The sequence below is a fragment of the Mycobacterium sp. 1245111.1 genome (assembly GCF_001673405.1).
Classification (GTDB): Bacteria; Actinomycetota; Actinomycetes; order Mycobacteriales; family Mycobacteriaceae; genus Mycobacterium.
This window is the reverse complement of the sequence record NZ_LZLV01000143.1, coordinates 59,685-79,837: the sequence shown is the minus strand read 5'-3', so window position 1 is coordinate 79,837 and position 20,153 is coordinate 59,685. Positions and strand designations below refer to the sequence as shown.

Below are 20,153 nucleotides of genomic sequence, written 5' to 3'. Positions count from 1 at the left end.
CGGCCAATCTGGTTATCCACAGCCCACGATTAGTCGCGACGATATGTCAGCCACCCCGCTTAGCATTTGGTCATGACGAACTGGATCAACACCGTCAGCCGTGACCATGTCGAAAACGGGGTGCGCGGCCGGTTCACCCAGGCCAACCACGGCAAGCCGCACATGCTTGGCCAGATGGCCAAAGGCGACTGGATCGTATTCTATTCACCGAAGACCGTCTACCCCGACGGCGAGCCGCTTCAGGCCTTTACCGCGATCGGTCAAATTGCCGATGACGAGCCATACCAATCGGAGATGACACCCGACTTCCACCCGTGGCGCCGAAACGTCGACTTCCTCGATTGCATGGAGACGCCGATCCGACCGTTGATCGACCAACTCGACTTCATCGAGGATAAAGCCCGGTGGGGCTACAAGTTTCGATTCGGCGTGTTCAAGATCGACGATCACGACCTCGAGGTCATCCGCTCGGCGATGACCGGCTCGTGACGTGCAGACCGTGAAGCAGCCGCTCGCCGGACTCACGTAGCCGTCCTCGGACATCGTCGAGATCGACGTCGACCAAAGCGTGCCCACGTTTGCGCCACCCGCCCCCGATCATCACCGCCTCGATGTTGGCGACGCCGGCGTGCAGCGCCGCCGCGATCGGATCGTGCGCCGGCCAGAGATTCAGCCCGCCCGTATCGATGACGACCAAATCAGCCTGCATGCCAGGTTCGAGCCGGCCGACCCTGTCAGCGAGGCCCAGTGCTTTGGCTCCCTCGACGGTGGCCCATGACAGTGCCTGCTTGCTGGTGATGGACGCCGTGCTCAGCATCATGCCAGCCTCGCGCCGGTGCTTTTCGTGGTCGAGGCCACGCTGATAGGTGAGCGCGCACCTTGCCGCACTGAGGATTTCACCGGAGGTCGCGGTATCGGTGTCGGTGCCCAGCGAGGGCGCCGCGCCGAATCGCAAGAGCCGTCCGGTGATCGGTGCGCAATGACCGTGACTGAGTTCGTTTTCCGGCGTGGTGGTGACGGTAACGCCCAGGTCCACTAGTGCGGCGATCCAGTCGTCGGTCAGTCCGGCGCCGTGCACGACGTTGGTGCACGGTCCGAGTAGCTCCGCGGCGCGCACAGCTTCCCAACCTGGCGCGGGCTCGCCGCCACTTTGGTGCATCGACGCCACCAGCCCTCGTTCTTGCGCGGCGCGTAAATCGGCGACTGCCACATCGGGAGTCGAGAGTTGCGGGCCGCCGATCGCCATCCCGACGGTGATCAGGCCTCGCGCCTGGTCGAGCAGACGATCCACCTCGTCCAACGGGTGCCTAGCATCGGGGTTTCGGTTCGGCGTGCCGTGCAGGAAGGCGGCGCGGATCCCGGAATGGCGTAGGCCCGCGACTGCCGCGTCAGTGTGTTCCGGCGTCGGGTTGTTGTGGCACCAGTCACCGAGTGTCGTTGTACCACAATTTATTTGGTTGATCGCTCCGGCAAGGTTGCCAATATAGACATCGTCGGGCGCGTAACGCGGAGCAATGTCGGCATGGATGCGCTGCAGGTATTCCAGCAGCGTCCAGTCAGTACCCAGGAGTCGAAGTGCGCCTTGCCAGGTATGCAGATGGGCGTTGACCAGGCCGGGAATGACGATCCGGCCGGCCAGGTCAACGATTTCAGCGTCCGGCCGGTCACAGCGTTCACCGATGTCATCGATCCGGTCGTCGTCAATCAGGAGGTCGACGAGTTCCGCGTCGGGCCGATTCGGCGACATGGTGATCACCGCGGCTCCGCGTAGCAGAAGGCGACTCACGATTCAGGCCGGGTCTGCAGCGTCCCACGGGACGGTGCCCGACACCCAATGGCTAATGACCTCTTCCTGATCGTTGCGATGTAGATGACGCGGAGGTTGAGCAAACGTCTCATAAGGCTTGCAGCGCACGACGACTCGATTCTCCTGCTCGGCCATCGCTTCGATGAATGGGCGAGCTTCCTCGCCGAGCGGCTGCCCCGACATCCGCCCGGCCACTGCCATCATGACGTCGACGACCAGGTTCCGATCGCTCTCGATGACCGCATCGGCGTACACCTGCAGGTACGCAAACGGCCAGCGCTCGTCGAGCACACAAATGCTGACCTTCCCGTCACGGGCAATGACCCGGGCCTTGCCGCGCCCCGCCATCGTCGAGATCAAGAGCTCGTCGCTGTCGGTCGGGATGTAATACACGATCGACATTCCGGGGCCGTCGTGTCGTCGGCGGTAACCGAATACGCACGTGCGGTGAGTGCGCACGAAGGTGCGCCGCTCTGACGGCAGCATGTCGCGGTCGGTGGGAGCCGTGAACGGCTCGGTCGAAAGGGGAAGCAGCATGGTGGTGGCCTGACCTCGTCGTAGATTAATGGATACAGTGTTGCCGTTATTGCGGATACTGTCAAGGGTCGCCATACTGACGCGGTGAGCACCAGCAATCCCCGCACCCGCGGGCGTCCACCGGTACCGCTGGATCGGATCGTTGCGACGGCGCTGCAGATCGTCGACGACGAAGGGGCAGACGCCCTGTCGATGCGAACGCTTGCGCAGCGGCTGGATTCGGGTACCGCCACGCTGTATCGGCATTTCGCCAGCCGGTCGGAGTTGATCGCCCACGTCGTCGACACGATGTTCGGCGCCATCGAGTTGGACGTGGCAACGCTGAGCACGCTGCCCTGGCAGGAGGCATGTAAAGCGGCCGCCGACACCATGTTTGACGTATTGCGCCGCCACCAGAATGTGACGTCTCTGCTATACGAGACCGTTCCGATCGGGCCGAACGCCCTCGCCGCCCGGGAACAGATGCTCGCGTTCCTGCTCGCCAACGGTTTCCCGCCGGCACTCGCGGCACGCTCGTACGCGACGCTGGCCCGTTACATCCTCGGCTTTGCTATGCAACTCAACAGCAGCCACGGCGACCTCGGCGATGCGAAGCTGGCGCAGGTCTTCCACGACCTCGACAGGAATCAGTTTCCCGCCACCGTCACCGTGGCGGACAGTCTGCCGGTGCCGTTGGATGACGAGTTCGCGTTCGGCCTCGACCTGATCGTCGACGGATTGGCGCAGGCGCTTCACCGCGCGCGGTCGGGCCGGGCTAACGTCAAGCGCTAGCGACTCACAACGGAGGTGGCATGCGCGCAGCACAGTTGACCAGGCTCGACGGTCCGGAGGCGGTCGAGGTCGGCGAGATCGACGAACCGACCGGCGATGGTGTGATCGTCGACGTGCATGCCGCCGGTGCGGCGTTTCCCGACGCATTGCTCACCCGCGGCCTCTACCAATACCGCCCGGATCCGCCTTTCGTGTTGGGTGCCGAGATTGCGGGCGTGGTGCGATCGGCGCCGGCCGACGCGAACGTGAAGGCGGGCGATCGGGTGGTCGGTCTGACCATGCTGACCGGCGGTATGGCCGAAGTGGCAATGCTGCAGCCCGACCGGGTGTTCAAGCTGCCGGACAACGTGAGCTTCACCGCCGGCGCGGGCCTGTTGTTCAACGACCTGACCATGTACTTCGCGCTGACGGTTCGGGGTCGGCTGCATGAGGGTGAGTCGGTTCTGGTGCACGGGGCCGCCGGCGGCATCGGTACGTCGACGCTTCGGCTGGCGAAGGTGCTCGGTGCGTCGAAGGTCATCGCGGTGGTCAGCACCGAAGAGAAGGCCGACATCGCGCGGGCGGCCGGCGCGACCGACGTCGTGCTGGCCGACGGATTCAAGGACGCCGCCAAGGAACTGACCGGCGGCCGCGGCGTCGACATGGTGGTCGACCCGGTCGGCGGCGACCGGTTCACCGACTCACTGCGCTCACTCGCCCCGGGCGGCCGGCTACTTGTCATCGGTTTCACCGGCGGCGAGATCCCGACGGTCAAGGTAAACCGCTTGCTGCTGAACAACATCGACGTCGTCGGCGTCGGCTGGGGCGCGTGGGCGGGAACTCATCCCGGCTCGCTGGCCGAGCAGTGGGCCGACCTCGAGAAGCTGCTGGCATCTGGCACGTTGCCGCCGCCCGAGCCGGTCGTCTACCCGCTCGAGGAAGCGGCGGCCGCGATCGCGTCGCTGGAAAATCGCACCGCGAAGGGGAAAGTCGTTCTACGCGTTCGCGACTGACGCGGCGAGGCGCGCGCTGGCGTCGCGACACGTAAACGTCGGCGACGACACGCCGGTTCTGATCGCAGCCGTTTACGTTTCGGGGGCGGTCACCGTGACGCCGCCAGATTCGACAGGTTCGCCAGTGAATTCTCGAGATGCGCGGGCTCGAACGGCGGGAATTGAATGTGCTCCCGCAGTTCGGCCGGCACCGCCGACCAGTCGTAGGTCAGCGTGACGTCAGCCTGCGATGGTCCCGCGTCGCGAATGTCGTAGCGCCAGATCCAGCCGCCGAATGACAACTGCCCGCCCCCTGCGTCGTTGCCGGGTTCCCAGGCGATGGCGTGGGGGCGGTCGAACACGACCACCTTGTTGGCCATCTCGTAGTTCTTGTCGGGGTGGTTGTCGTGGTACATCGCGACGCGGAAGATCTGGTCGGGTTGGGTCAACGACTTTCCGTCCAGCGATTCCCGCACCCAGCCGGTCCCGTCGATAGCGGCGTGCGTCGTCGGGTCCGCCAGTACGCCGAACACCGCTTCGGCCGACGCGGGGATGGTGATGGTGGCGTTGATCGTGTCTTTGCTCATGCCGATACAGACTGCGTCGGGTCGGAAAAATAATCTCGGCTTCCCTTGTACGCGCCGTGAAGAAAAAGTAATGTCACTTTTAGTTTCTGCCCGCGCAACCCTGGAGCCGCTATGGAATCCTTCATTCACCTGCGCAAAGGCAAAACACCGCGCCGACTACACGCCGACCTCGACGGGTTGAAAGACGACGAACTGGGCCGCGGCGGTTTCACCGGGCGCACGGCGAACCTGTACCGCCGCCACGACCCCACCGCCTACCGGACCGAGGGGCCACTGCGTCCTATCGACGTGCTGTCCAGCGAATTGAAACCCAGCGACGCCACCGACGCCGACGGCGGGCCGTTGCTGATGTTCAGCAACGCCGATTGCCGGATCTCGCTGTCGCGCCGCGAACAGCCGATGCCGTTCTTCGCCCGACACGTCGACGGTGATCTGCTGTGCTTCGTGCATCAGGGCGAAGGCCTGCTGGAGACCGAGTTCGGACCGCTGCGCTACCGCGCCGGCGACTGGGTGTACTTACCCAAGGCATGCACCTGGCGTCAGGTCCCCGCTGCTGAGACGACGGTGCTGATGATCGAGGCCACCGACGACTTCCGCGTCCCACCTCCGGGTGCGCTGGGCCGCCACTTTCCGTTCGACCCGTCGCAGGCGGTGATCCCGGACCCCGAGCCGATCGACGACGACGGCCGTGACGAGTACCACGTCCGGCTGATCCATGAGGGCGGCCCGACAACGCTTATCTACCAACACCATCCGCTCGACGTCGAAGGATGGCGCGGCGACAACTTCGCGTTCACCTTCAACATCGCCGACTACAACGTGGTGACCTCTGACAGCGTCCATCTCCCCCCGACCGTGCACCTGTTCATGCAAGCCACCGGGGTGTACGTGATGAACTTTCTGCCCAAGCCCGCCGAAGGTGTGCCGGGCACCGAGCGCACTCCGTGGTATCACCGCAACGTCGACTACGACGAGATCGCGTTCTTCCATGGCGGCTCGCTGTATGGCATCCCGATGCCGCCCGGACTGATTTCCCATGCGCCGCAAGGTGTTCACCACGGCGCGCCGGAGAAGGCGCGCGAACGAGCCCGCCGCAAATTCGACGAGCACTCACGCGTCGACTGGCAGGTAATCGCAGTCGACACCCGTCGGCGACTCATCCCGTCAGCCGAGGTGCTGGCGCACGACCTAGGACAGCATTGATGACGACCATTGCTCCGGTAAAGCACGACTACGAGCGAATCCCCTACCTGGTTGCGTTCCAGAACAATTCCGGGGTCCGCGATGTCTACGGTGGGCTCGCCGAAATCGTGGTGCTGGAGAGCTATCTGCTCAAGCCGAAGGACAACCCATCGGACACCGTGCTGATGTTCATGCATCCGATCGGCGGCGGGGCGTATCTGCCGATGATCAACGCGCTGGCCCGGGCGGGGCACCACGTCATCTACTGCAACAGCCGATTTCGCGGCACCGACTCGGCGTTGTTGATGGAGAAGGTAGTCGAGGATCTCGGCGCCGCCATCACGGACGCCAAGGAGCGGCTGGGCTACCGCAAGGTCGTGCTCGCGGGCTGGAGCGGCGGCGGTTCGCTGTCGGTGTTCTACCAACAGCAGGCCCAACACGCGACCGTCACCTCCAGCCCGTCGGGTGACGGGCCCGACCTCACCAAGCTCGACCTGCCCGCCGCCAACGGCATCATGCTGCTGGCCGCGCACATCAGCCGACACGGCACACTGACCGAGTGGCTGGACGCCTCGATCCTCGACGAGTCGGATCCGAGCAAACGCGACCCGGAGCTGGACCTGTACAACCCGGACAACCCGAACCAGCCGCCGTACAGCGAGGAGTTTCTCCAGCGCTACCGGCAGGCCCAGATCGACCGCAACCGCCGAATCACGGCCTGGGTCAAGGACAAACTGGCAGAGTTGAGAGCTAGTGGGCGCCCGGGCAGCGATGTAGCCGAGTTCGGATTCGTCGTGCATGGCACGATGGCCGATCCGCGGTGGCTCGATCCGACCGTCGATCCCAACGAACGGGTTCCGGGAACGTGTTATCTGGGCGATCCTCAAGTGGTGAACATGAGCCCAGTCGGCCTGGCGCGGTTCTCCACGCTGCGCAGTTGGCTGTCCCAGTGGAGTTACGACGACGCGCACGGCGACGGGATCGCCTGCGGGCGCGACATTGCGGTGCCGGCGCTGGTGATCGGCAACCTCGCCGACGACGCCTGCACCCCCGAGCACACCCGCCGCCTCTTTGAGGCCATCGGGCACCCGGACAAGGAGATGCACGAAATCCACGGCGCCACGCACTACTACGCCGGTCCCGACCAGCGCGACAAATTGCGCGAGGCCGTCACCGTCGTCTCCGATTGGCTTGAGCGCCACAACTTCACGGGGGTCGCATGACAGGTGCGCTCGACGGTATCCGGGTGATCGAACTGGGCACCCTGATCGCCGGGCCGTTCGCCGGACGGCTGCTCGGGGACATGGGCGCCGACGTGATCAAGGTCGAGCCGCCAGGCGCGCCCGACCCGCTGCGCACCTGGGGCCAGGCCGAAGTCGACGGCCACCACGTCTTCTGGACCGTGCATGCTCGCAACAAGCGTGCCGTCACACTGGACCTGCGTCAGCCCCGCGGCCGCGGGCTGTTCCTCGACCTCGTCGAGAAATCGGACATCATCGTGGAAAACTTCCGCCCCGGCACCCTGGAGAAGTGGGACCTCGGTTACGACGTTCTCAGCCAACGTAATTCGGGGATCATCCTGGTTCGGGTATCGGGCTACGGGCAGACTGGTCCCGACGCTCACAAGGCCGGATACGCCTCGGTCGCCGAGGCGTCCAGCGGGTTGCGGCACCTCAACGGCTTCCCGGGCGGCCCGCCACCCCGGCTGGCGCTGTCACTCGGCGACAGCCTGGCCGGAATGTTCGGCGCCCAGGGCGCGCTCGCTGCGCTGTATCGGCGCAGCGTCACCGGACGCGGTCAAGTGGTCGACGTCGCGCTGACCGAATCATGCTTGGCCGTACAGGAATCCACCATCCCCGACTATGACGTCGGCGGTGTGGTTCGCGGACCGTCGGGCACCCGGCTGGAAGGCATCGCGCCGTCGAACATCTACCAGAGCGCCGACGGCTCGTGGGTGGTGATCGCGGCCAACCAGGACACCGTGTTCGCCCGGCTGTGCAAGGCGATGGGCCGCCCCGAGCTGGCCACCGACGAGCGGTTCGCCAATCACGTTGCCCGCGGCCGGAATCAAGACGAGCTGGACACCATCATCGGCGCCTGGGCCGCCGAGCGTGAACCCGGCGACATCATCGACACCCTCAGCGCCGCGGGCGTGATCTCAGGTCCGATCAACACCGTCGCCGAGGTGGTGAACGACCCGCAGCTTCGGGCGCGCGGCATGCTCGTCGAGCACCACGACGAACGACTCGGCCGACCGGTGCTGGGCCCGGGCGTCACACCGGTGCTGTCGGAATCACCGGGAAGTGTCCGCAATGCCGGCTCGGCCCGTCCTGGTCAGCACAACGACGACGTCTACCTCGGCCTGCTCGGCAAGAGCGCCGCCGAGGTCGAGGAGTTGCACAGCGAAGGGGTGATCTGATGACCCCGCCGGCGACGATCAACAGGGCAGTGCGATCCAGAGAAGCAGGAGGAGCGGCGCTATGGTTCACGTCGACATTCGCGAGGTAGCGCTGCGCGACGGTTTGCAGATCGAGAAGCCAATCCCGTTGTCGGCCAAGCTGGAACTGCTGGCCGCCGTCGCCGCCACCGGGGTGCGCGAAGTCGAGGCCACCGCGTTCGTCTCCCCGTCGAAGGTACCGTCGATGGCCGATGCCGCCGAGCTGGCCGCCGAATTGCACCACTACCCCGACATCGATTTCTCCGCTCTGGTGGCCAGCCCCAACGGTGCCAGGCGGGCCGTCTCGGCGGGTTTGCGCTCGATCGAATACGTGGTCGCCGCCAGCGATGCGTTCAGCCAGGCCAACGTCGGGCGCAGCAGTGCGCAGGCCACCGAACAGATCAGCGACATCGTCGCCATCGCCCACGACAGCGGCGTCACCGTCGAGGTGATCGTCGCCGTCGCGTGGGACTGCCCGTTCGAAGGGCCCACCCCGCCGCAGCGGGTCCTCGACATCGCCGCCGCCGCGCGCGACCGCGGCGCAGACCGGTTCAGCATCGCCGACACCGTCGGCACCACCACCCCGGGACGGGTGCGCTCGCTGATCACCCAGCTGCGGCCGGTGATCGGCGAGTTGGCACTGGGCGGTCATTTCCACAACACCCGCGGCGCCGGGCTGGCCAGCGCGTACGCCGCGGTCGAGTCGGGCGTCACCCGGCTGGACGCCTCGGCCGGCGGGTTGGGCGGCTGCCCGTTCGCGCCGGGTGCCACCGGCAACATCGCCACCGAGGATCTGGTGTACCTGCTGCGCGACAGCGGCATCGACGTCGATATCGACCTGCCGGCCGCGATCGAAGCGGCAGGCGTGGCGAGATCGGTTGTCGGCCATGACTTACCGAGTGCCTTACTGCGGGCGGGCGACCGGATACAGCACTGATGCCCACCGATGTCGTGACTGCGAAAGGCCGCCAGACCCGGGCGGCCATCGAGCAGTCCGCCCGCAAACTCTTCGCGGAGCGGGGTTTTCACGGCACCACGCTGGCCGACATCACATCTGCCGCCGGCAAGTCCGGCGCGGTGTTCTACAGGTACTTCGACGACAAGGAAGATCTGCTTGCGGCCCTGGCCGAATCGTTTCTGCACGAGGTGTTGACGCCCTCCGGGTTGAGCCTGCATCTGCCGGACTCTGCCGACGACGAAGCATTCTTCACGACGGTGGTGACCGGCTACTGGAATATGTTCAAGCAGAACATCGGCATCATGATCGCGATCGATCAGCTAGCGACCACCCAGCAGCGATTTGCCGCTCTGCAGAACGAATTTCGGCGGTTCGGCATGAACATCGTCGCGGACTCGGTCCGAAGTGCGCAGCGACAGGGCTACGCCGCCGACCTCAACCCCGAGCACATCGCTGCGGCGATCGCGCTGTTGTTCGAGAACTTCACCACGGTATTCGTCGGAGGCTCCGGTCTGGATATGAAGATCAGCGACGACGACGCGATCGCGACCCTCGCTACGGTGTGGAAGAAGACCCTGTACGGCGCCTAAGGAGAAATCACAGTGGATTTCACGTTGCCCGACCACCTTCCGGGTGTGCTCGCCGAGATGGACGCTTTCATCGAACGCGAGATCGCCCCGCTGCAGGCCGAGAACATGCAGTACTTCGACCAGCGGCGGGAACACGCCCGCACCGACTGGGACAACGACGGGATCCCTACCCGGGAGTGGGAGGACCTGCTGTCCGAGATGCGCCGGCGGGCAGACCGGGCCGGCTGGCTGCGCTACGGGCTGCCGGCGTCGCTCGGCGGGCGCGACGGCACCAACGTCGACATGGCGGTGATTCGGGAACATTTGGCGCACAAGGGTCTTGGCCTGCACAACGACCTGCAGAACGAATCGTCGATCGTCGGCAACTTCCCACAGGTGATCATGATGGAGCGGTTCGGCACCGACGAGCAGCGCGCCGCGTGGTCCGAGGCGCTGATCACCGGCGAGCGTTCGATGGCGTTCGGTCTGACCGAGCCGCTGCACGGCTCCGACGCCACCTGGCTGGAGACTCATGCCAAACCCGACGGCGACGACTGGATTATCAACGGTTCCAAGCGATTCAACACCGGCGTGCACCGGGCCACGCACGACTTGATCTTCGCCCGCACCTCCGGCGAGCCCGGTCAGGCCCAGGGCATCACCGCGTTCCTGGTGCCCACCGACACTCCGGGTTTCGAAGTGCCGTACTACTGGTGGACCTTCAACATGCCCACCGACCACGGTGAGGTCGAGTTGACCGACGTGCGGGTACCCGCCGACGCGGTGCTCGGCGAAGTCGACCGGGGACTGGAGGTCGCGCAGACCTTTCTGCACGAGAACCGCATCCGGCAGGCAGCCAGCAGCCTGGGCGCGGCGCAATACTGCATCGGCCGTGCCGCCGAATATGCCGGTAAACGAATGGTTTTCGGCAAGCCTTTGGCAACAAACCAGGCGGTGCAGTGGCCACTGGCCGAGCTGCAGACCGAAGCCCAGATGGTCCGGTTGCTGGTCCAGTACGCGGCGTGGCACCTCGACCGCGACCATCACATGGAAGTCTCGGACAAGGTGTCCATGGCCAATTACCGGGCCAACCGGCTGGTGTGCGACGCCGCCGACCGCGCGATGCAGATCTTCGGCGGCCTGGGATACAGCCGCCACGAGCCGTTCGAGCACATCTATCGGCATCACCGCCGCTACCGCATCACCGAGGGCGCCGAGGAGATCCAGATCCGCCGGGTCGCCCAGCGGCTGTTCAGGTTCGGACACAAGTGACCCTCGCCGAACACCTGGCGCCGAAACTCGTCGACGTGCTCGAACCCGCCCTCGGTGCCGGCACCGTCGTCGAGAGCCTGGTGACGTTGACCGGCGGGGCCAGCCGCACCACGTGGGCCTTCGAAGCGATCACCGGCGGACAGCGACGGTCGCTGATCCTGCGCACCGGTCCACCCGACGAGGTGCACGCCGGCATGGAACTCGAGGCCAGCGCGCAACGCGTCGCGGCTGCCGCCGGCGCACCGGTCCCCCACATCATCGTTGCCAGCGATTCCGTTGTCGCACTGGGTAATCCGTTTCTGATTTGCGACGCGATCGCCGGCGAGACGATCGTCCGGCGTATCCAGCGTCAGCTCGACGACGTCGGGCGGCAACGACTGCTGCGCCAGTGCGCCGAAGCACTGGCCGCTATCCACCGGGCTGACACGAATCTGCCCGGCATCAGCGACGAGGACCAGTTGGCGGGGTGGCGCGAGCAGCTGGACACCATGGGCGACACCACCGCCACCTTCGAGTGGGCGTTTCGCTGGCTCGCCGACAATCGGCCGGCGCCGTCCCCGCAGCGGTTGGTGCATGGCGACTTTCGGATGGGAAACCTCATCGTCGACCGATCCGGGCTGGCGGCCGTGCTGGATTGGGAGCTCGTGCATATCGGCGAGGTCTATGAAGACCTGGCGTGGTTCTGCATCCGGGCCTGGCGGTTCGGCGCGCCACTGAGTCTCGCGGCCGGCGGGCTGGGCAGCATCGAGGATTTCGTTCACTGTTATGAAAAAGCCGGCGGGACGACGATCGATCGGACCGCGCTTCACTGGTGGGTGGTTCAGGCCACACTGCGTTGGGGAATCATCTGCCGCTACCAGGCCGAACGCCACCTGAGCGGGCAGGCCCGCTCGGTCGAACTCGCGACGATCGGTCGCCGCGTCTGCGAGACCGAGTGGGACTTGCTCAATTTGCTCGAGAACGCGGTCGCGCATGCTGGTTGAGAGCCTAGGGTTGTGCTGTGGTCACTCCTGATCAGGCAATCGACGCAATCCGCGCAACTGGTGGCGCCCAACCGGGCAACCGGGCACTGCACGCCAAGGGCAAGCTCTACCGAGGTACCTTCACGGCAACTCCCGAGGCCGCCGCACTCTCGCACGCCGCGCACCTGAGCGGCGCGACCGTTCCCGCCCTGGTCCGATTCTCCAGCGGCTCAGGCAATCCCAAGCAACCCGACAATGCGCCGGGCGTGCGCGGGCTGGCGGTCAAGTTCACCCTGCCCGACGGGTCGACAACCGACGTCTCTACCCAGACCGCGAAACTGTTCCCGGCCAGCACACCCGACGGCTTCGTCTCGCTGCTGCGGGCGATGCGTCCCGGCCCGACCGCTCCCCTACGGCTGATCGGATACATCGCCACCCATCCGCGTTTCGTCAAGGCGCTGCCCGTTGTCAAAGAAGCGAACAAGGTACCGGCCAGCTACGGCAGCGTCGCGTATCACGGGTTGCACGCGTTCCGCTGGATTGCCCCCGACGGCAGCCGGCGATTCGTGCGCTATCACTTGCAGCCCGCCGGCGGCGAGGAGTTCCTGCCGGCGGACGTCGCGAAAGCCAAGGACGCTGACTTCCTGACCACCGAACTCGACGAACGCCTTGCGTCCCAACCGATTCGGTTCGACTACGAGGTGCAGATCGCCGCGCAGGACGACTCCACGGTCGACCCGTCCAAACCGTGGCGCAGCGATCAGACCGTCACCGTCGGCACGCTCGAGATCACCGGCGTCGAAACCGAACGCGAACACGGTGGCGACATCGTCGTCTTCGACCCGATGCGCGTCACCGACGGCATCGAGCCCTCCGACGACCCGGTGCTGCACTTCCGGACGGTGGCGTACTCCGCGTCGGTCAAGCTGCGCACCGGCGTCGACCGCGGACCCGAGGCTCCCGCGACCTGATGACGTCCGCACACGGTCGTCCCACCGCGGCGGAGCTGATCGCCGCGGTAGCCGAGTTCCTCGAAACCGACGTGCGGGATTCCACCTCGGGTCAGGTGAACTTCCATTCCCGGGTCGCGGCCAACGCGCTGCGCATGGTCGAACGCGAGTTGACCGCCGATCCCGATGACGGCGTCGGCGAGGCGCTCACCCGCATCGGATTCGACGACGAAGCCCAGCTAGCCGCGGCCATCCGCGCCGGCAAGGTCGACGGGGGCGACGCACCCGTGCGGTCGGCCTTACGCGCGCTGGTCGGACGCCGGCTGGCCGCCGCCCACCCCGGCTACGAGCTCGAGGATCGGGCCTGAGAGCAACGCCCCGGTAACGCCCCGGCATAAGGGGTAACCAATCGCGGCCATTTCCTTCACGTTTCGACATCGACGGAGAACCGTTTATGGCCAAGCCAGAGATCGCTGCCGTGCTGGCTCTGGGTTCGGCGCTATGCATCGCGATCGGCGACGTCCTACAGCAGCGCGCGGCGTACAGCATGGATAGATCGCTCGGGCAGGTCGCCGTGCTCACCGGTCTGCTGCGCAATCGACGCTGGTGGTGGGGTGCGCTGCTGCTGCTGGCCAGCATCGGATTGCAAGCGGCCGCGCTGGGCCAAGGATCAGTGTTGTTGGTCCAGGCGTTGTTGATGTTCTCGGTGCTCTTCGCTCTCCCCATCAATGCGAGGGTGTATCGGCGCACGATGTCCGGCAAAGAATGGCTGTGGGCCGGCTTGCTGACAGCTGCGGTGACGGTGATCGTGACGTTGGGCAATCCGCAGGCCGGACGATCGAGTGCGCCGCTTCAGACCTGGGCGGAAGTCGCCTGCGTGGTCGGGCCGCTGTCGATCATCTGCGTCGTTGCGGGCCGGATGTGGGGCGGCTCTGCTGCCGCGGTGCTCTTCGCGCTCGTCTCTGGATCACTATGGGGGGTGTTCGCGGTGCTGACCAAAGAGGTCATGGCACGACTCGGACAAGGCCTGCCGGGGGTGCTCGCAACCCCCGCGCTGTACGCGTGTGCCCTGGCCGCTACCGGCGGTGTGATGCTGAGCCAGGCGGCGTTTCACGCGGGCTCCCTTACCGCGTCGATGCCCGCGTTGCAGGTGTCGCAACCGGTGGTGGCGGCGGTACTCGGCGTGGTGGTGCTCGACGAGACGTTGAACACCGGTCGGGCCGGATTGATCGTGATCTACCTGGCGTTGGCGCTCACGGCCGTAGCCATCTTTCGGCTTGCTCGCATCGACGCGGTGGCGACCCGCCGTCAGGTCCACCGGCGGTTGCGGGGCGGCCGCCCACTAGTCGCCACGCGGCACTGACGCAGCGGGCTGTCCCGTGACGTCATTTTCGTGACGCTCAGGCGTGTCGCCAAACCAGCGGTCCCGCCCCACCGCGGCCTCGGTTTCTTCGTCGATCGAAATCCGATTACGCAGGCGGACAAGCGGTTCCGGCGCCCACCAGGTCCACCGGCCAAGCAGGTGAATGAATGCCGGAACCAGGACCATCCGCACAAGGGTGGCATCCACCAGCACGGCGAGCGTCAACCCGACACCGAGCATTCGCATGAACGACACATGAGCAGGAATCAGCGCGGGGAACGAAATCGACATCACCAGCGCGGCGGTGGTGACGACACGGCCGATGCCGGCGATGCCGTGCGCCGTGCTCTCGTCGTTGGCCGCGCGTGCGACGGCCGCACTCGGCAACACCTCACGGGTGACTTCGGAGGCCACCCAATACTCGTGAATGCGCGAAACCAGGAATACCTCGTAGTCCATCGCCAGCCCAAAAGCGATGCAGAACAACAACACTGGGATGTTGGCGTTCAAGGTTCCGTTCGTCGTGGTGCCGAAGGCGCCCAAGTGGCCGTCTTGAAACACCCATACCAACGCGCCGAATGCGGCGGTCAGCGACAACACGTTGCACACCAGCGCTTGCAACGGCAGCACGGCGCTGCCGGTCAGCAAGAACAACAGCGCGAAGGTGATCACGGCGATCAGCCCGAGCACCAACGGCAACCGGGTGGTGATCGCCGCGATGCTGTCGCGGTTGATTTGGGCCAACCCGGTCATCTCCACCGACCGGCCTGACGGCGTCGGGACCCGGTGCAAGCGGTCCAGCTGCGTGGCCGAGGCCTGGGAGTACAACGGCGCTGTGGTCGACACTGTGAGAAACGCGCTGCCGTCCGCCGAGCCGGTGGCGGCGGCGACGGGTCCGGCCAGCGCGCCGCGCACGTAGGTCCCGCTTGGCGCGGTGACCGATGAGACATCCGGAACGTGCGACAGGTCGGCGGCATAACGTCCCACATCGCTGGCGTTGCCGGCGTCGGGCACGGCAACCGTGACCGCGGTTCCCAGGCCGTTGCTGAAATCGTGGTCCAGCATGTCGGCGACCTGACGGGAGGACGCCGACTGGGGCAGCACGCGTTCGTCCGGAAATCCCCACTTGACGCCCAAGAACGGGGTGCCGAGTACCAGCAGAAGCACCACGACGCTCAGACCGGCGGGCAGCGCATGCCGCAGCACGAACCGCGTCGACCGGTACCAGAACTGCAGGTGAACCGGTTTGTGCGCGTGATCGCGCCACGACTTTCCCGGCGGCAGCAGGCGCCGGACCAGCCGGTGAGCATCCAGCGCGTCCAGCCGCGGGCCCAGCAGCGCAATGGCGGCAGGCGTTATCACCACCGCCGCGATCGCGACAACGACGGCCGTGGCCACGATGGTGTAGGCCGATGATTTCAAGAAATACATCGGGAACACCGCCATTACCGCCATCGACAACCCGACCGTCGTCGCCGAGAACAGCACGGTCCGACCGGCGGTGGCCATCGTGCGCAGCAACGCCTCGCGCCGGTCGCCGGCCCGCGCGAGCTCCTCGCGGTAACGGCTGATGATCAGGAGGTTGTAGTCGATGGCTAGTGCCAAGCCCATCGCAATGCTCAGGTCCAGCGCATAGGTCGAAACATCGGTGGCGAAGCTGATCAGCCGCAGCACCGCCGTCGTGCAGACGATGGCGAATCCACCCAGCAGAACCGGCAGGGCCGCGGCTACCACGCCGCCCAGCACCCAGACCAGCACCGCGAAGCTCAGCGGAATCGCGATGGATTCCATCACCACCAGGTCGCGTTCGTTCTGGCCGTTGATCTGGGCATACGCCACGGCCATACCGCCCGCGCGCATGGTCACACCGTCTCGGTCATGCACCAACTGAGATGTCAGCGCGCTGGCGTACTTCTGCGCGTCGTTTTCTCCGCCCTTCAGCCCGGCCGCGATCATCCCCGACTTGCCGTCCTTGCTGATCAGCCCAGCGGCGGCCGGTGGCGGCGACGTCCAGGCCGATGACACGTCCAGCACCCATGGCGACCTTCGGAGCCGGTCCACCACGTCCGTGCCGACCCGCCGCGCCCGGGCGCTGGTCGCGCCGTCCGGTGCGGTGACGACAATCAGTATTTGCTGATCGGTCTGTCCGAATTTGTTCCGGAGCAGGTCGCTGGCGCGGGCCGACTCCGAGGACGGGTCTTCGAACCCGCCGCCGGATAGGCGGTCGACCACGGGTAGGCCGAATATCGCGGCCCCGATGGCAAGCAGGACAGCCACGACAATGACCCGGCGCGGTGCGCCGATCGCCACTCGAGTGAGTCGTTGCAACATCCCGGTGTCCCTCCGCATTCGTTCCTGGCCCTTGGGGCGCATACCCGATCCGGGATACGCGACACCGGTGGTAGCGGTTTCCGCTGATTGGACCAACCGGTTGACGGGTACGTGACGACGAGGATCGCCGCGGATCGTAGTGCCAACAGCGAATTGGATAAGCAATGAACACGACGCAGGACGGCATCATCATTCGGCACCCAACCGAAAAGGATTGGGACGCAGTCTATGAGAACCAGGCGCGCACGTTCGGCGATCCAATCGACGAGCGCAGCGTCAACGCATGGAAACAACGCGTCGAGTTGGACGACATTCTGATTGCCGAGGATGTGGCGAATCCTGACGATACGTTCATCGTCGGCACGTCGATCATCTATCGTTCGCGACTTACGGTGCCCGGTGGCGCAAGTCTGCCCGCTGCGTGGTTGACGATGACCGCCGTTGCGACAACGCATCAGGGGCGCGGTGTTTGGGCCGAACTCAGCGCCAAAGGCCTGGGGATTCTGATCGATCGCGGCTATCCGATCGTATGCGGGGTGCCCACCCAGACCGAAATGTACGACAACGTCGGTGCAGGCGTCGCGAGTTACAGTCAGAACTACTCGATCGACCGTCGCGCGGCGAAGCTTCGCGACGCGCCGCGTGAGTACCACACTCGCGAGATCAATGCCTCGACGGCGCGACACATCCTGCCCGAAATCTACGAAAGATGGTGTGCTGCAACGAATGGAGCAGTTGAGCGGAATGATGCTTGGTGGAATGACTGCCTGGAAGATCGTCCCACCCAACGGGGTAACGGATCCGTGCTGAATTGCACAACCCACCCCGACGGCTTCTTGACCTACCGCGTGTTCGGCCAATCGAACCACGCGTTCCGGCCACCGCTCGGCGCGACGGTCGTCGAGGACTTCTGTGCGATCACCGACGAAGCCCACACGGAATTGCTGCAAACGCTGCTGGCGCTGGAGATGTTCGACGAGATCAGCATCGATGTGCCGCTTGACGACCCGCTGCAACTCAAGCTGACCGACCCGCGTGCCGCTGAGGTCAAAGGTGTGAGCGACTGGCTTTGGGTGAGGATCAACGATGTCCCTGAGGCGTTGGGGGCTCGCACATACGGCGCCGATGCCGACGTCGCACTCGACATTGTCGACCCACTCGGCCTGTCGGGCGGTCGATTCCTGCTTCAAGTGCGTGACGGCGCCGGCAAATGCGTGCCCTATGAAGGGGACGCCGATGTCGAAATCGGCCTCGCGGACCTGGCGACGATGTACACCGGCGCGCACGGAGCATCAGAGCTGTTGCGCGCCAATCGAATCAACGAGACACGCAGCGGCGCTGTGCGCAACCTTGACGCGGCGTTCCGGGTTGACCGCGCCCCGTTCTGCAACACTCTGTTCTGATACCCCACCGAGGCAGCGAGTACGGTCGTCTCATGCTCGCTAGCGAGGCCGTGGTCGATCTGGCCGATGATCTGTTCGCGACGATCGAGCGCGGCGACGAGGCGCGACTCGAGCAAATCCTCGCCGACGACGTCGCGGTGTGGCGGGCCGGCGCGCAGCGTGACGACGACAAAGTCCGGGCGATGAAGGTGCTGCGATGGTTCATCCGCGTCACCACCGAGCGCAGCTATGAGGTGTTGGACCGTCGGTTGTTTCCCGGCGGCTTCGTCCAGCAGCACGTCTTGCACGCCACCGGAACGAACGGCGGGTTGATCGCGCTGCGGGTCTGCATCGTGATCACGGTGAATGCCGACAACCTGATCGATCGCATTGACGAGTATTTCGACCCGGCCGATATCGCACCGATCATGAACTGAGGAGGAGCGCCGCATGAGTGACGTCGACACCCTGCTGAACGACCCGGAGACCGCCGGGGTGTGGAACCTGGACCCCGACCGTTCCAGCGTGGGCTTCAGCATCAAGAACTTCTGGGGCCTGCTCAACGTCAAAGGTCGGTTCACCGACGTCAACGCCGACGGCCAAATCACCAGCAAGGGCGCGATTTTCGGCCGCCTCGCCGTCGAGGTAGCGTCGCTGCACACCGGTATCGGCAAACGCGACCAGCACCTGCGGTCGGCCGACTTCTTCGACGCCGACCGGTATCCGGAGATCAGCGTGCAGGTGACCGGCATCGAGCCGGGCACGGGCGACGCCGCCAACCTCCACGCCACGTTCACGATCAAGGGCGTCACCGCGCCGGTCCCGCTGCCGGTCCAGGTCAGCGCACTCGGCGGCGGCACGGTACGAGTCACGACGAAAACCCAGATCGACCGCGATCAGTTCGACATCGGATGGAACCAGCTAGGCATGGTCGCGAAGACGGCGACGGTCACGGCCGAGGCGTACTTCGTGCGGGCGCCGCAGTAAATCTCGCCGGGCAGTACCATCTGGATCGTGTCTGCCACCAGCCCCTTGCGGGTCCTCGTGTACAGCGACAACGCCAACACCCGGCAGGCCGTCATGACGGCCCTGGGCAAACGGGTGCACCCCGACCTGCCCGAGCTGAGCTACGTCGAGGTCGCGACCGGGCCGGTCGTGGTTCAGCAGGTCGACGCCGGCGGCATTGATCTGGCTATTTTGGACGGCGAAGCGACCCCCGAAGGCGGCATGGGGCTCGCCAAGCAGCTCAAGGACGAAATCCACGACGGGCCCCCGATCGTGGTGCTGACCGGTCGTCAAGACGACGCCTGGCTGGCCAGCTGGTCACGCGCCGAGGCTGCTGTCCCCCACCCGATCGATCCGATCCGGCTGAGCAGGACTGTTCTCGAGTTGCTGCGCACCCCGGTGCGGTAGCCGGGAACCGACTCCGAAATCCGGCACGGTCAGTCTTTTGGGCGGGCCGAATTCCTGACTGAATCGCGTCTCGAAAATGAGTCAAAGCGCTTTGCACTCTTAATACTTCGCGCTTTTCGCCTGATCGGCTCCATGGCGCCTGTCTCGTTGCGTTCACCGGTCGTCAAGCTGTGGTTGAGGTCACATCTAACCTGCTGAGCGCCCGACCACACACGGTCGCTAGGCTGTGGTTGCGCTCACAGTCCAGCCCTAAACCAGAGTGAGGAAGCGTCGTCGCGGGATGAATCTCTACCTACCCATTCTCGTTCTCGGAGGGATCGCCGCAGCTTTCGCGCTCGGCTCGGTCGCACTCGCGCAGATCACCGGCCCGTCGCGCTACAACCGGGCGAAGCTGGAGGCTTACGAATGCGGGATCGAGCCCAGCGATCAGCCGGCCAATGCTCCCCACGCGGGCAGCGGGCAGCGGTTCCCGGTCAAGTATTACCTGACCGCGATGCTGTTCATCGTCTTCGACATCGAAATCGTGTTTCTGTACCCGTGGGCGGTCAGCTACGACCAACTGGGGCTGTTCGCGCTGATCGAGATGGTGGTGTTCATGCTCACCGTCTTCGTGGCCTACGCCTACGTGTGGCGCCGCGGCGGATTGACGTGGGATTGAGGT

Annotated in this window: 22 protein-coding genes; 18 read left to right on the top strand and 4 right to left on the bottom strand. The window is 65.5% G+C overall.

Features of this window, described 5'->3' with window-relative positions; genetic code table 11:
• Positions 1 to 72 precede the first annotated feature (72 nt).
• Positions 73 to 489, top strand: coding sequence for an EVE domain-containing protein (locus A5658_RS23105; RefSeq protein WP_067340671.1), 417 nt, complete (start codon positions 73 to 75; stop codon positions 487 to 489).
• On the opposite strand, the gene A5658_RS23100 is transcribed toward A5658_RS23105, so the two are convergent.
• Complete coding sequence (locus A5658_RS23100; RefSeq protein ID WP_067340667.1) at positions 461 to 1,786, bottom strand: amidohydrolase family protein; 1,326 nt, start codon at positions 1,784 to 1,786, stop codon at positions 461 to 463. The genes A5658_RS23105 and A5658_RS23100 overlap by 29 nt on opposite strands.
• 3 nt (positions 1,787 to 1,789) lie before the next feature.
• The gene (locus tag A5658_RS23095) at positions 1,790 to 2,344 is read right to left on the bottom strand and encodes a pyridoxamine 5'-phosphate oxidase family protein (protein WP_067340665.1); all 555 of its coding nucleotides are present in this window, start codon (positions 2,342 to 2,344) and stop codon (positions 1,790 to 1,792) included.
• Positions 2,345 to 2,473: 129 nt separating this feature from the next.
• On the opposite strand from A5658_RS23095, the gene A5658_RS23090 reads away from it, so the two are divergent.
• Positions 2,474 to 3,115, top strand: coding sequence for a TetR/AcrR family transcriptional regulator (locus tag A5658_RS23090; RefSeq protein WP_067340763.1), 642 nt, complete (start codon positions 2,474 to 2,476; stop codon positions 3,113 to 3,115).
• 20 nt (positions 3,116 to 3,135) lie between these two features.
• Entirely contained in the window at positions 3,136 to 4,107 is a 972-nt protein-coding gene (locus tag A5658_RS23085; RefSeq protein WP_067340662.1) for an NADPH:quinone oxidoreductase family protein, read from the top strand.
• Between the two features lie 89 nt (positions 4,108 to 4,196).
• Here A5658_RS23085 and A5658_RS23080 read toward each other — a convergent pair whose 3' ends face one another.
• Positions 4,197 to 4,673, bottom strand: coding sequence for a polyketide cyclase (locus A5658_RS23080; protein WP_067340658.1), 477 nt, complete (start codon positions 4,671 to 4,673; stop codon positions 4,197 to 4,199).
• Positions 4,674 to 4,784: 111 nt separating this feature from the next.
• On the opposite strand from A5658_RS23080, the gene A5658_RS23075 reads away from it, so the two are divergent.
• From A5658_RS23075 to A5658_RS23030, 10 genes are all read left to right on the top strand, one after another.
• On the top strand, positions 4,785 to 5,876 hold the full coding sequence (locus tag A5658_RS23075) for a homogentisate 1,2-dioxygenase (protein WP_067340655.1): 1,092 nt from the start codon (positions 4,785 to 4,787) through the stop codon (positions 5,874 to 5,876).
• The gene (locus tag A5658_RS23070) at positions 5,876 to 7,078 is read left to right on the top strand and encodes an alpha/beta fold hydrolase (protein WP_067340652.1); all 1,203 of its coding nucleotides are present in this window, start codon (positions 5,876 to 5,878) and stop codon (positions 7,076 to 7,078) included. Before A5658_RS23075 ends, A5658_RS23070 begins: the two co-directional genes overlap by 1 nt.
• The gene (locus A5658_RS23065; protein ID WP_067340649.1) at positions 7,075 to 8,274 is read left to right on the top strand and encodes a CaiB/BaiF CoA-transferase family protein; all 1,200 of its coding nucleotides are present in this window, start codon (positions 7,075 to 7,077) and stop codon (positions 8,272 to 8,274) included. The genes A5658_RS23070 and A5658_RS23065 overlap by 4 nt, the downstream gene beginning before the upstream one ends.
• Before the next feature lie 61 nt (positions 8,275 to 8,335).
• Positions 8,336 to 9,229 carry a hydroxymethylglutaryl-CoA lyase gene (locus tag A5658_RS23060; protein ID WP_067340645.1) on the top strand — a complete coding sequence of 298 codons (894 nt, stop codon included), beginning with the start codon at positions 8,336 to 8,338 and terminating at the stop codon, positions 9,227 to 9,229.
• Entirely contained in the window at positions 9,229 to 9,840 is a 612-nt protein-coding gene (locus tag A5658_RS23055) for a TetR/AcrR family transcriptional regulator (RefSeq protein ID WP_067340641.1), read from the top strand. The genes A5658_RS23060 and A5658_RS23055 overlap by 1 nt, the downstream gene beginning before the upstream one ends.
• Before the next feature lie 12 nt (positions 9,841 to 9,852).
• Entirely contained in the window at positions 9,853 to 11,091 is a 1,239-nt protein-coding gene (locus A5658_RS23050) for an acyl-CoA dehydrogenase family protein (RefSeq protein WP_067340638.1), read from the top strand.
• On the top strand, positions 11,088 to 12,074 hold the full coding sequence (locus tag A5658_RS23045) for a phosphotransferase family protein (RefSeq protein WP_067340635.1): 987 nt from the start codon (positions 11,088 to 11,090) through the stop codon (positions 12,072 to 12,074). Before A5658_RS23050 ends, A5658_RS23045 begins: the two co-directional genes overlap by 4 nt.
• A gap of 17 nt (positions 12,075 to 12,091) precedes the next feature.
• Positions 12,092 to 13,024 carry a catalase family peroxidase gene (locus A5658_RS23040; protein ID WP_067340632.1) on the top strand — a complete coding sequence of 311 codons (933 nt, stop codon included), beginning with the start codon at positions 12,092 to 12,094 and terminating at the stop codon, positions 13,022 to 13,024.
• Positions 13,024 to 13,371, top strand: a complete 348-nt coding sequence (locus A5658_RS23035) for a DUF6285 domain-containing protein (RefSeq protein WP_067340629.1) — start codon at positions 13,024 to 13,026, stop codon at positions 13,369 to 13,371. Before A5658_RS23040 ends, A5658_RS23035 begins: the two co-directional genes overlap by 1 nt.
• 86 nt (positions 13,372 to 13,457) lie before the next feature.
• Positions 13,458 to 14,366 (top strand): DMT family transporter, encoded by a 909-nt coding sequence (locus A5658_RS23030; RefSeq protein WP_067340626.1) that lies wholly within the window; start codon positions 13,458 to 13,460, stop codon positions 14,364 to 14,366.
• Here the strand turns inward: A5658_RS23030 and A5658_RS23025 are convergent.
• On the bottom strand, positions 14,346 to 16,697 hold the full coding sequence (locus tag A5658_RS23025; RefSeq protein WP_067340623.1) for an MMPL family transporter: 2,352 nt from the start codon (positions 16,695 to 16,697) through the stop codon (positions 14,346 to 14,348). The genes A5658_RS23030 and A5658_RS23025 overlap by 21 nt on opposite strands.
• Positions 16,698 to 16,861: 164 nt before the next feature.
• Here A5658_RS23025 and A5658_RS23020 point away from each other — a divergent pair, with 164 nt between their 5' ends.
• From A5658_RS23020 to A5658_RS23000, 5 genes are all read left to right on the top strand, one after another.
• Positions 16,862 to 18,100, top strand: a complete 1,239-nt coding sequence (locus tag A5658_RS23020; protein ID WP_067340619.1) for a GNAT family N-acetyltransferase — start codon at positions 16,862 to 16,864, stop codon at positions 18,098 to 18,100.
• A 32-nt stretch (positions 18,101 to 18,132) separates the two neighbouring features.
• Entirely contained in the window at positions 18,133 to 18,516 is a 384-nt protein-coding gene (locus tag A5658_RS23015; RefSeq protein ID WP_067340617.1) for a nuclear transport factor 2 family protein, read from the top strand.
• Positions 18,517 to 18,529: 13 nt separating this feature from the next.
• On the top strand, positions 18,530 to 19,066 hold the full coding sequence (locus tag A5658_RS23010) for a YceI family protein (RefSeq protein WP_067340614.1): 537 nt from the start codon (positions 18,530 to 18,532) through the stop codon (positions 19,064 to 19,066).
• Between the two features lie 27 nt (positions 19,067 to 19,093).
• Positions 19,094 to 19,492: a response regulator transcription factor gene (locus A5658_RS23005; RefSeq protein ID WP_067340611.1), complete on the top strand. Its 399-nt coding sequence runs from the start codon at positions 19,094 to 19,096 to the stop codon at positions 19,490 to 19,492.
• 280 nt (positions 19,493 to 19,772) lie between these two features.
• Complete coding sequence (locus A5658_RS23000; protein WP_067340608.1) at positions 19,773 to 20,150, top strand: NADH-quinone oxidoreductase subunit A; 378 nt, start codon at positions 19,773 to 19,775, stop codon at positions 20,148 to 20,150.
• The last annotated feature ends 3 nt before the right edge of the window (positions 20,151 to 20,153 follow it).

Bases quoted from the DNA above. Each gene is read 5' to 3' on its own strand.
- A5658_RS23105 (WP_067340671.1), top strand. From the start codon at position 73: ATGACGAACTGGATCAACACCGTCAGCCGTGACCATGTCGAAAACGGG.
- A5658_RS23095 (WP_067340665.1), bottom strand. From the start codon at position 2,344: ATGCTGCTTCCCCTTTCGACCGAGCCGTTCACGGCTCCCACCGACCGC.
- A5658_RS23085 (WP_067340662.1), top strand. From the start codon at position 3,136: ATGCGCGCAGCACAGTTGACCAGGCTCGACGGTCCGGAGGCGGTCGAG.
- A5658_RS23080 (WP_067340658.1), bottom strand. From the start codon at position 4,673: ATGAGCAAAGACACGATCAACGCCACCATCACCATCCCCGCGTCGGCC.
- A5658_RS23075 (WP_067340655.1), top strand. From the start codon at position 4,785: ATGGAATCCTTCATTCACCTGCGCAAAGGCAAAACACCGCGCCGACTA.
- A5658_RS23070 (WP_067340652.1), top strand. From the start codon at position 5,876: ATGACGACCATTGCTCCGGTAAAGCACGACTACGAGCGAATCCCCTAC.
- A5658_RS23065 (WP_067340649.1), top strand. From the start codon at position 7,075: ATGACAGGTGCGCTCGACGGTATCCGGGTGATCGAACTGGGCACCCTG.
- A5658_RS23060 (WP_067340645.1), top strand. From the start codon at position 8,336: ATGGTTCACGTCGACATTCGCGAGGTAGCGCTGCGCGACGGTTTGCAG.
- A5658_RS23055 (WP_067340641.1), top strand. From the start codon at position 9,229: ATGCCCACCGATGTCGTGACTGCGAAAGGCCGCCAGACCCGGGCGGCC.
- A5658_RS23035 (WP_067340629.1), top strand. From the start codon at position 13,024: ATGACGTCCGCACACGGTCGTCCCACCGCGGCGGAGCTGATCGCCGCG.
- A5658_RS23030 (WP_067340626.1), top strand. From the start codon at position 13,458: ATGGCCAAGCCAGAGATCGCTGCCGTGCTGGCTCTGGGTTCGGCGCTA.
- A5658_RS23025 (WP_067340623.1), bottom strand. From the start codon at position 16,697: ATGTTGCAACGACTCACTCGAGTGGCGATCGGCGCACCGCGCCGGGTC.
- A5658_RS23020 (WP_067340619.1), top strand. From the start codon at position 16,862: ATGAACACGACGCAGGACGGCATCATCATTCGGCACCCAACCGAAAAG.
- A5658_RS23015 (WP_067340617.1), top strand. From the start codon at position 18,133: ATGCTCGCTAGCGAGGCCGTGGTCGATCTGGCCGATGATCTGTTCGCG.
- A5658_RS23010 (WP_067340614.1), top strand. From the start codon at position 18,530: ATGAGTGACGTCGACACCCTGCTGAACGACCCGGAGACCGCCGGGGTG.
- A5658_RS23000 (WP_067340608.1), top strand. From the start codon at position 19,773: ATGAATCTCTACCTACCCATTCTCGTTCTCGGAGGGATCGCCGCAGCT.